The 9818-nt window shown below is 70.2% G+C and carries 9 protein-coding genes; 2 read left to right on the forward strand and 7 right to left on the reverse strand.

Annotated features, from left to right (window positions below; translation table 11 throughout):
* The first annotated feature begins 54 nt into the window (after positions 1-54).
* Positions 55-939, forward strand: coding sequence for an ABC transporter ATP-binding protein (locus ABZ860_RS36145; RefSeq protein WP_357229302.1), 885 nt, complete (start codon positions 55-57; stop codon positions 937-939).
* Positions 936-1913, forward strand: coding sequence for a hypothetical protein (locus ABZ860_RS36150; RefSeq protein WP_357229305.1), 978 nt, complete (start codon positions 936-938; stop codon positions 1911-1913). Before ABZ860_RS36145 ends, ABZ860_RS36150 begins: the two co-directional genes overlap by 4 nt.
* Before the next feature lie 71 nt (positions 1914-1984).
* Here ABZ860_RS36150 and ABZ860_RS36155 read toward each other — a convergent pair whose 3' ends face one another.
* The 7 genes from ABZ860_RS36155 to ABZ860_RS36185 form a co-directional block, all read right to left on the reverse strand.
* On the reverse strand, positions 1985-3025 hold the full coding sequence (locus ABZ860_RS36155) for a histidinol-phosphate transaminase (RefSeq protein ID WP_357229308.1): 1041 nt from the start codon (positions 3023-3025) through the stop codon (positions 1985-1987).
* Between the two features lie 46 nt (positions 3026-3071).
* The gene (locus tag ABZ860_RS36160) at positions 3072-5417 is read right to left on the reverse strand and encodes an AMP-binding protein (protein WP_357229311.1); all 2346 of its coding nucleotides are present in this window, start codon (positions 5415-5417) and stop codon (positions 3072-3074) included.
* Positions 5402-6457 carry a hypothetical protein gene (locus ABZ860_RS36165; RefSeq protein WP_357229313.1) on the reverse strand — a complete coding sequence of 352 codons (1056 nt, stop codon included), beginning with the start codon at positions 6455-6457 and terminating at the stop codon, positions 5402-5404. Before ABZ860_RS36165 ends, ABZ860_RS36160 begins: the two co-directional genes overlap by 16 nt.
* A gap of 235 nt (positions 6458-6692) precedes the next feature.
* A complete protein-coding gene (locus ABZ860_RS36170; protein ID WP_357229315.1) occupies positions 6693-7493 on the reverse strand; it encodes a class I SAM-dependent methyltransferase in 801 nt (266 codons plus the stop codon).
* 374 nt (positions 7494-7867) lie between these two features.
* Complete coding sequence (locus tag ABZ860_RS36175) at positions 7868-8359, reverse strand: flavin reductase family protein (RefSeq protein WP_357229318.1); 492 nt, start codon at positions 8357-8359, stop codon at positions 7868-7870.
* A 199-nt stretch (positions 8360-8558) separates the two neighbouring features.
* Positions 8559-9560, reverse strand: coding sequence for a guanitoxin biosynthesis L-enduracididine beta-hydroxylase GntD (gene gntD / locus ABZ860_RS36180; protein WP_357229321.1), 1002 nt, complete (start codon positions 9558-9560; stop codon positions 8559-8561).
* A 47-nt stretch (positions 9561-9607) separates the two neighbouring features.
* On the reverse strand, positions 9608-9818 hold a 211-nt coding region (locus tag ABZ860_RS36185), incomplete at its 5' end, for a phosphopantetheine-binding protein (RefSeq protein WP_357229324.1).

Raw genomic sequence — 9818 nt, forward strand, 5'->3', positions numbered from 1 at the left:
CTGCGACGTCTTTCCAGAATTCCTGCGACGCCTTTCGAGAAGAGAGCAGAGAGCATGAACACGGCCCTGGAGGCCCACGGCCTCGGCAAGCGGTACCGGCGCGAATGGGCGCTGCGCGACTGCTCGCTCCACGTGCCCGCCGGACGGGTGGCCGCCCTCGTCGGCCCCAATGGCGCCGGTAAATCGACCCTGCTGAACCTGGCTGTCGGCCTGCTGCGCCCGACAGAGGGCAGCGTGCGGGTGCTCGGCCGGCACTCGTACGGGGATCCCGCCCTGCTGGAGCGCGTCGGCTTCGTCGCCCAGGAGGTCCCGCTCTACCGGGACTTCACCACCGCCGAACTGATGACGATGGGCGCGAAGCTGAACCGCCGTTGGGACGCGACGCTGGCGCGCGACCGGATGGAGGCGTTCAGCATCCCCTTGGACCGCAGGGTCGGTGAGCTGTCGGGGGGCCAGCGCGCCCAGGTCGGGCTGGCGCTGGCGCTGGCCAAGCGGCCCGAGTTGCTCCTGCTCGACGAGCCGATCGCCGGCCTGGATCCGCTCGCCCGCCGCGAGTTCATGCAGGTGCTGATGAGTGGGGTCGCCCAGAGCGAGACCACCGTGGTGCTCTCCTCCCACCTCCTGGGCGACCTGGAGAGGGTCTGCGACTACCTGATCGTGCTGCAGAGCGGGCGTCCGCAGGTGTGCGGGAGCGTGCACGAACTGCGTGACGAGCACAAGCTGCTGATCGGCCCGCCCCGGGCATCGACCGACATCGCCGGTGTGACGGCCGTCATCGAGGAGAACCACTTTGACGACCAGAGCCATCTGGTGGTCCGCACCGACGGGCCGATCCTCGACCCGACCTGGACGGTGCAGGAGGTCTCTCTCGAAGACCTCATCCTTGCCTACCTCGCGTCCCCGGCTCCGGGGCCGACAGTGACGGGAGCCTCGCAATGATCTGGCTGGCCTGGCGACAGCACCGCAAGCAGGCGCTGGCCGCCGTCATCGGGCTCCTCGTGCTCGCGGCCCTGCTGGTCCCGAGCGGCATCGCGATGCGCGGCACGTTCACGGACAGCGGTCTCGCCCGTTGCCTGGACGCGCTGGGCTCGGCGGAGTATCTGAAGCCGGGCAGCAACTGCGACGCGCTGGTCAACGCGTTCCAGAGCCGGTACGAACTGCCGGCCGCGCTGAGCATGCTGCTGGTCTTCGTGCCGTTGCTGGTGGGCCTGTTCTGGGGTGCACCGCTGGTCGCCCGGGAGTTGGAGCAGGGCACCCACCGGCTGGTGTGGACGCAGGGCGTGAGCCGAATGCGCTGGGCCGCGGCGAAGTTCGGGCTGGTCATCGCCTCCGCGACGGTCGTCGCGACCGCGTACGCGCTGTTGCTGTCGTGGTGGCTGGAACCGCTGAACCGGGCGGGCCGCGTCCGGCTGGCGGAGCTCATCTTCGACGTCCAGGGCGTGGTGCCGGTGGCGTACACCCTGTTCGCCGTGGGGCTGGGCGTCCTGGCCGGGGTGATCTGGCAGCGGGTGCTGCCCGCGATGGCGGCGACGCTCGCCGGCTTCCTGGTCCTGCGCTTCGCCGTGCTCCTGCAACTGCGGGAGCACTTCCTGCCGATGAAGGAGCGCACCTACCCCGTGGTGGGCGGTGAGCGCCCCAACCCGGTGCGGGGGGACTGGACCTTCGCCTCCGGCGTCAAGAACGCGGCCGGGGATGTGGTGGTCGCCGGCCAGCAGATCCAGTGCGGCGCCGCCGTCGCGGGCGATCCGAACGGCCCGTGCGCGAGTTTCGGCCCGGGCGCCTACAACTATCAGCTCTACCAGCCGGACAGCCACTTCTGGCCGCTCCAGCTCATCGAGGCCGGGCTGTTCACCGTGCTGGCCATCGTGCTGGTGCTCTTGGCGGTCCGGCAGCTACGCAGCCGCATCGCCTAGCGGTGGGCGACACGGGGCCGTGCGCGAAGCGCACGGCCCCGTTGACTGTCGCCCCCCTGGCCTGCCGGAGCTCAGACGTAGGGCGGGAACGCCGCCGCGACGGCAAGGACCGCGTCGTTGGCCGCGGGGGCGCCGATGGTGACCCGGACGCCTTCGCTGTCGAAGCAGCGGACGGTCACACCGGCCCGGGCGCAGGCCCGTGCGAAGTCGCCGCTGCGCCCCGCGAGCGGCAGCCAGAGAAAGTTGGCCTCGGAGGCGGGCACCCTCCAGCCGAGGGCGACCAAGGTGTCGCGCACCCTCGCGCGCTCCTCGACCACCTCAGCCGTACGCGTCGCGAGCTCACCGCCGGCGGCCAGCGAGGCGAGTGCGCCGGCCTGTGCCATGGCGCTGACGGCGTACGGCACCGTGGTCCCGCACACCGCCGTGGCGATGTGCGCAGGCCCGATCAGGTACCCGACGCGGAGCCCGGCCAGCCCGTACGCCTTGGAGAACGTGCGCAGCAGGGCCACGTTGGGCCGGTCCCGGTACAGCTCGACGCCGTCGGGGAATTCGGGGTCCCGCGCGTACTCCCGGTACGCCTCGTCGAGCACGACGAGGACGTTCTCCGGCACCGCGCCGAGGAAGGCGGCGAGCTCGTCCCGGCGGGTGATCGTTCCGGTCGGATTGTTGGGATTGCACACGATGACAACGCGGGTGGACGGGGTGATGGCGGCGGCCATCGCGCTCAGGTCGTGGTCGTCGCCCTTCAGCGGCACCCGTACGGAGACCGCCCTCGCGACGTCGGTCAGCAACGGATAGGCGTCGAAGGACCGCCAAGGGTAGACCACCTCGTCTCCGGGGGCGCACACCGTGGTCAGCAGTTGCTGGGCGACCGCGGCCGAGCCGGGGCCGAGGGCGATGTGCTCGCACGGCACCCCGTGGTGCTCTGCGAGGGCTTCGGTGAGCCGGAGGCAGCCCGGGTCCGGATAGCGGTTGGCGCCCAGGGCCGCGGCGACGATCGCTTCCCGTACGGACGGCAGCGGGCTGTACGGCGACTCGTTGGTAGCCAGCAGGTGGGCTTCGCGGTGCGCGGAGCCGGGTGAGGCGCTGGGGACGGAGCGTGGGTGCGGCATGCGGTTCTCCTGGTTCCGATGCCCGCCGGGAGGCGGTGAGTTTCCGTCACGAAGGCGAGCCGTGACGCCTCAGGATGAGGTCGAGGGTGGCCTGGTCGAGGCCCGCAACCGGGAAGTCGGAGGGGGTGTATCCGCCGGCCGTCCGGCCGTGGTCGGCCAGCAGGCCGAGCGCCTGCACCTGGCGCTCCGCCAGTCGCTCGATGGTGGCGCGCTCGTACAGGTTCGACGAGTAGGCCCAGGTCAGCCGGAACGTGCCGGTGACGAGCCGGCAGCGGAGCTCGATCGGATGGGTACGCGGCAACGGGCGGGAGCGCTCGACGGCGGTCCACTCGCGGCACGCTCGGGAGCGGTCCGTCTCGGGGTGACGCAGCCGCACCCCCCGGTCGCCGGACGGCGCCTGTGCCGGAATCCGTCGCAGCTGCTCCCTGACCGTGCCGAGCGTCTCTTCCACGTCGGCGGCCGCGACGACGACGGGACGGGACTCGGCGAACGGGCCCACCGTGCGGGAGACGTCGGCGCCGAGGTCCTGCCGGCCGTCGACGTCCACGTCGAAGGCGGCCCTGCCCCCGGCCCATTCCGTGAGCACGAGGGCCAGGGACGCGGCGAGCGCCTCCTCCGGAGACGTCCCGTACGCGCCGTCCAGCAGAAGGGCGGTCAGGCCGGCCGGCACCTCGACGTCCAGCGACCGTGACGAAACCGGGCTGTCCACCGCGCCCGCGTGGTCCCTGGGCAGCGGGGACGTCACGTCCGGTCCGGTGTCCGCATCATCGAGGGCGGCGCGGCGGCCGGACCATTCCGCGAACGAGGCCGTCGCGGCCGGAAGGTCGACGGGCCGTCCCGCCTCGGTCTGCCCGTAGGCGGTCTCGAGGTCCTGCAGGAGGATCGGCCAGGACGCGGCGTCCACCGCGAAGGGATGGGCGGTCACGAGCACCGCGTCCCCGCCGGCGGGCCGTACACGGATGACGGGGCCGTGCCGGAGGTCGAGTCCGTCTCCCCCGGCCTCGTCGGCCGCGGCGCCGGAGGCGGCGAAGCCGTACCGGTCCTGGCCGGACAGCCGCAGGCGGAGCGCGTCGTGGTGGGCCACCAAAGCGGCGACCGCCGTGTGCAGTGCCCGGGGATCGACCGGCGCGCCGGTCCTGACCAGCCACTCCACGGGCGTGGCGGCGTGCACGGCGTCCCGCTGTCCGGAGGTCAGGGGGAACGTGCGGTCCGCCTGCCGGGCGGGCGGGGTGATCGTGCGGGCGACCAGGGCCAGCGCACGGACCGTCGGATGCTCGAAGACGTCGGCGGCGGTCAGCTCCAGGCCGGCCCTGCGGGCCCGCGACACCATCTGCATGCTCGTGATCGAGTCGCCCCCGAGTGCGAAGAAGTCGTCGGTCGCGCCGACCTCCGGCAGACCGAGCACCTCGGTCCAGACGGCGGCGAGCGCGGCCTCGGCGGGCGTGAGGGAGGGGGCGCCCGAGATGCCCCCGTTCGGTGCGCCTTCGTCAGTGGTGACCAGCGTCACCGTTCCGTCCTCGTCCCGGCGGACGCGGTGAGGTGGCCGCAGGATCGGCGAGGCGCCGGCGGAGCGCTCCCCTGCCTGCTGCGCCGTCCCGTACGCGACCTCCGCGGAGCCGTGAAGGCAGACGACCGAGGCGCTGCCGTGCCTCGTCTCAAATTCGTCCACGTCGTCGGCATGGAGGGGGTCGCCGTCGCACACGACCAGGCGGACGCCGCTCAGCGGGGCGATCCAGTCCTGCCGGGCGAAGGTCTGCAGAGCCGGTGGCGTGACCCGAAGGATGCTCACCCCGCTCTCCTCGGCGAGGTCGGTCAGGTAGTCGAGATCGGCCTGCCGGCCCGTCCGGGCCATCACCGCGGCGGCTCCCGCCGTGAGCGGCCAGACGACCTCCCAAAGGGAGGCGCCGGACCGATGGTCGACCCGCAGGACGCGGTCGCCGGGCGTCAGGGCGCAGGCGTCCCTCATCAAGGCGAACCGGCTCACCAGGGCGCGATGAGTGAGCATCACCCGCTCGTCCGTGCCCTGCACCACGACCGCGAGTGCGTCGGGCGCGGCAGGTCCGGGCGGAGCCACCGCCGGGGCGGAGGTCACCGTGGGGTCGTCCGGGAGCACGTCCACCCCGATGACCAGCGCCGCACCGGACAGGTCCTCGCCGGCCAGGTAGATACCCCCGGCCTTCCAGACGGCCAACAGGGCGGCCGGTAGATCCGGGCCGTGAGGGAGGCGTACGCCGACGAGGGTCTCGGGCCCCACCCCACGCCTGATCAGGTGCCAGGCGAGCCGGGACGCCCGTCCGTCCAGGTCGGCGTACGTCGTCTGCGTGCCCTCGAACACCACGGCGACCGCCGTGGGATCCACCACGGCACGCTCCGCCGTCAGTTCGTGCACCACTTTCCCGCCTGAAGGTCCATAGAGGGAGGTGTGATCGGGGCGTACATGTCACCGGCGAGCGCATCCAGCAGGGCGACCAGGCGACGGGCCATCAGTTCCACGGCGCCGGCCTGGAATCTGTCCGCCCGGCAGTGGAGCACCCCGGCCAGCCGATCGCCGTCGCCGCGCAGGACGAGCGCGGCGTGGAGATCGGCGGGTACGGCGTCGGCGTAGGCGACCGTTGCGTGCAGGTCGCCGTCCCATCGGCCGCCGCCGTAGCGGCTCTCCTCCCCGAGGAGGCTCTCGACCATCACCTGGTACGCCCCCGGCTCGTCCTCGTCGGCGGTGGTGAGCACGGGGGAGAGGGGGTCGCCCGGCAGGTCGGCCACCATGGGCCGTCCCGGAGCCGGGACGCCCAGCACGACCCGGTCGAGCCCGGCCTCCCGGCCGTACACGGCCGCGAAGGCCGCCCGCACCAATGCCGTGACGTCGGTGCCTCGCCGCACGGCCAGGGCGTACAGTCCGCGGGTCGTCCCGGCGGAGAGCGTGAACCTGCGGTTTACTCTCGGGTGGGTTTCGGCGGGCGGCCTCCCGCGGGTGAATGTCGTCGGAGGCAGCGGCCGGCCCCCGGCGAGCGCCGCGTAGATCCCGGGCAGCTCATGGAACAGTGCGGCGGCCGTGGCCTGGTCGGCGATCTCCCGGCTCACCAGCAGGCTCAGGACGTGATCGTCGGGAGCGACGCGGACGAGCCAGCACCGGAAGGCCGGCCGGAACTCGGTGAGCGACTCCTCGGCCACGACCGTGGAGACGACGGCGTCCGCCGCGGCGGGGTCCCGAGGCTCGGAGCTCAGGTCGAGCATGGAGTAGCGGAGGTCGTCCTCCTCCCAAAGGATCTCGTGGCGTTCCAGGAAGGTCGCCAGCGTGAGATGCAGGGTGTCCAGGTCCACCGGTCCGCTGAGACGCAGGACCACGTGCATGGCGTCGCGCAGTGACTGCGAGGTGGACAGGACAGCCGTGTCCCGGCATGGCATGGCCGGTATGAGTTCCAGTGCTGACTTCATCGGTTCCCCCGTGCTCGGGTCGTCAGTGCCCCCGGCGAGGCGGCCGGGCGGAAGAGGAACGGGACCTCGGCATACGGGTGGTGGCAGGCCACCACCCGTATGCCGAGGTCGCCTCGCTTACGGCGTCGGAAGCGTCCTCGTTTCCGGTTACTCGGGAAGGCCCGTCACGCCCGCTCTCCGCGCCGTGTGGCGGGGGTACCCGGGCCGGGAGGGCCCGCGACCCCCGCCGGGCGCCTCATGCCTCCGCCACCACGATGAGGTACGGGGAGTCGTCGCGGTAGGGCGTGCCGTCCCAGTCGCCGTAGAAGTTCACAGAGGAGAATCCGGCCTTCAGGCAGAGCTCTTCGAGCTCCTGGGGGAGGTAGATGCGCACGGAGTAGACGGGCAGGGGGTCCTCTTCGCCGTTGGGGTGGAAGATCGACCAGCGCCCGACCTCACGGCGGCTCGCGGGGTCGAACATGCGCAGCGAACGCAGCCGCCGACCCGACCGCAGCTCGCGCGTCTCCATGGCCGGGATGCGGCCGTCCTCGAAGGCGGAGACGGTGATCATCGTATGGATGAGCATCTTCCCGCCGTCCCCCAGTCGGCTGCGGAAGCCTTCCAGGACCCGCAGGTCGTCACTGACGTCGTCGAAGAAGCCGAACGAGTAGAACATGTTGATGATTGCGTTGACCGGCTCGATCGAGGGAAGCTCGCGCATGTCGGCAGAGCGGAAGTCGATCGGGACGCCCATCGCGTCGGCGCGTTCCCGGGCGAGCTGCAGGAAGTAGGGGTTGATGTCGACGCTGGTGACCTGGTGGCCGCGCCGCGCCAGTTCGATGGAGTGGCGCCCGTAGCCGCAGGGGCAGTCGATGACACGGGCACCCGAGGGCAGGGAGCACAGCCGTTCGATTCCGTCGACCTCGGTGGCGGTCCGCTCGTTGATCTCGGCCTGGCCGGCGAAGAAGGTTCGGAAGGAGTCGTCGGCTTCCAGGTAAAGGGGGCCGAAAAATGCGCTCTCAGGTGTCCACCACGCCGGCTTGGTCGTTTGGCTCACGGGTTTTCCTCTTTCCCTGGTAGTCGATGCTGGGCGTGCCGTTCCGTTGACGCGGCCGGGGAAAACGACGCCTTCTCGGCAGTGCCTGAGAGGAGGGTTGCGGCGTTTCGGGGGTGTGGTCGTATTTCCCGGGATAGGAGGCGAGGTAATTGCTTTCGCCTTGGTGGGTGCGGGCTCCCCATATCCTTCGCAGCCGTAAAACAAATCGCTGTCGCGCTATCGATGGAACCATATTCCTGGTCATCGGGCAAGGTGTCGCGTAATTCTCGGAAAAATCTCGGACCCTTAATGGAGGAATGCTGGTGCGCCGCTAGAGCGACGCCTGACATTATCCTCTGACCGTGGTTGACAGATTTGTCGCAGGAGGTATGGGGTCAGGAAGACGGAATCGCCGCCTCCAGTCCTCCGGCAATACCGGTGAACCCCTGTGAGAAGTAGACGAGGGGTGCGATTTCGCCGTCCGCCACGTGGACGCTGGTGACCGAGCCGATCAGCAGGTAGTGCGTCGAATGTTCCATGATGTCGGCGATGGCGCAGACGAAACACGCGGCGGCGCCCTCGAGGATCGGCAGGCCGGAGACGTCGTCACGCCACTTGCCGTACGCGAAACGGTCGGCGCCGCCCACTCCCGGGATCTTCCCGGCGAACGCCTCGGCGACGTCCAGATGCTCCGTGCCGAGGACGCTCACGGAGAACCCCGTGGCGTCGCGCAGGATCCCGCCGAGCCTGGTCCGCTTGTTGACACCGACCACCAGGCAGGGAGGCTCCAGAGTCAGCGAGAGGACCGCCGTCGCGGTCAAGCCGTAGCGCCGGCCCTCCGCCGAACACGAGGTCACGATGCTCACACCGCTGGCGAGTCGCTGCATGCCCAATCGGAAACGTTCGACCGGATCCATGTTCGAACACCCTTTCCTTAGGGACTTCCGGCACGCGCCTTTCGCGCGGTCTGGCAGATGGGAGGCGCGTCAGGGCGCGCCGTACGGGCCGTTGCGAGGGGCGCGAGGTGAGCCGCGGCCGTTGCGCGGCCGTGGCTCACCACGAGGACGGTGCACCGCCCGGGGCGGGTCAACGGATGAGACGCTCCTGGCTGGAGGGCCGCTGGGCGCGCGACTTTCGCAGGTCACGCGTCACGTTGATGCGCTTCAGCCACCTGTCGGTGCCGTCATGACGGGCCTTGAAGGGCTTGCGTCCGTGGACGACCCTGAAGTTGTCGATGAAACAGAACTCGCCGGCCTCCAGAGACAGATCGACCATGTTCTCGTCCATCTGCTTGACGAAGTGGTCCAGCGCCGCCTGGGCCTCGTGGTCGTCCGGCGCCACCCGCATGAAGTAGGGGTCTGCCCTGATGTAGGGGTCGGCCGGGTCGCCGAAGAGGACTGGGACCAGCGTGGGGTTGTGCTGCATCTCCTCCACCCCCTGGAAGGTGGCCCTGGCGGGAGCGCTGTTGTTCTTCGCCAGGTGGGACTCGTCGGGGAGGATGGTGAACCGTTCCTCGAACAGCACGGACGTCACGCTCTCCGGCAAATTCAGCGCATCGGAGTAGCCGATGGTGGTCGCCGCCGCGTACGGGTTCCTGATGCAGGCGAAGGACAGGAAGTCGCCGCGGAGGGGGTGAAAGGCGTCCTCCGTGTGCCATGTCAGCAACGCGTCGCTGCTCGATCCCAACTGCTCCTGCTCGTGTCCCCTGATCGGGATGATGTCGTGGATCAGCCGTCCGTCCTGCTGGGTGGCCCAGGCGAACGGATCGCCGAGCAGCGAGCTCAACAGGATGAGCATCAGGTCCTCGCGCCGCGTGGGCGAAGGCCTGGGGCACTCCCGCCAGTGCGCGGGCGTCGGCCCGACCCGCTCCTGGTCGACCTCATAGCCGGAGATACGCAGGACGCCCGAGGTCCGCTCGAGCCGGAACGCGTCCATCGCGAGCCGGATCCGGGGTGGCAGTTCGTGCGCGAGGAGGTTGGCCCGGTGCAGCGCCTCGTCGGATTCCATGTGAGCGAATTCTGCTTCGAACTTGTCGAGCAGGGTCGTCACGGCGTGCTTTTCCGTAACGTCCATTTCTAACTTGTCCATGTGAATCTCATCCGTCTCTCGTAGGGGTATGTGTGCTGGCCGGAGTGTCAGATCTCGAATTCCTCGTATTCGTCCGGATGCCGGTCGGGGCCGATGATGCTCTGCGTGATGTGATCGGCGAGTTCGCGGACGGTGGGGTGGTCGAAGAGGGCGGCCAGCGTGATGTCGGTCCCGAAAGCGGCGCGGATGCGGGTGATGGCTTGGGTGGCGAGGAGGGAGTGGCCGCCGAGGTCGAAGAAGTTGTCGGTGACGCCGACG

Origin of the sequence: Microbispora sp. NPDC046973 (genome assembly GCF_040644495.1) — a bacterium.
In the GTDB taxonomy this organism is placed as follows: Bacteria; Actinomycetota; Actinomycetes; order Streptosporangiales; family Streptosporangiaceae; genus Microbispora.

Coding starts and splice junctions, on each gene's coding strand:
- ABZ860_RS36165 (WP_357229313.1), bottom strand. CDS start 6,457: ATGAAGTCAGCACTGGAACTCATACCGGCCATGCCATGCCGGGACACG.
- ABZ860_RS36155 (WP_357229308.1), bottom strand. CDS start 3,025: ATGCCGCACCCACGCTCCGTCCCCAGCGCCTCACCCGGCTCCGCGCAC.
- ABZ860_RS36145 (WP_357229302.1), top strand. CDS start 55: ATGAACACGGCCCTGGAGGCCCACGGCCTCGGCAAGCGGTACCGGCGC.
- ABZ860_RS36150 (WP_357229305.1), top strand. CDS start 936: ATGATCTGGCTGGCCTGGCGACAGCACCGCAAGCAGGCGCTGGCCGCC.
- ABZ860_RS36175 (WP_357229318.1), bottom strand. CDS start 8,359: ATGCAGCGACTCGCCAGCGGTGTGAGCATCGTGACCTCGTGTTCGGCG.
- gntD (WP_357229321.1), bottom strand. CDS start 9,560: ATGGACAAGTTAGAAATGGACGTTACGGAAAAGCACGCCGTGACGACC.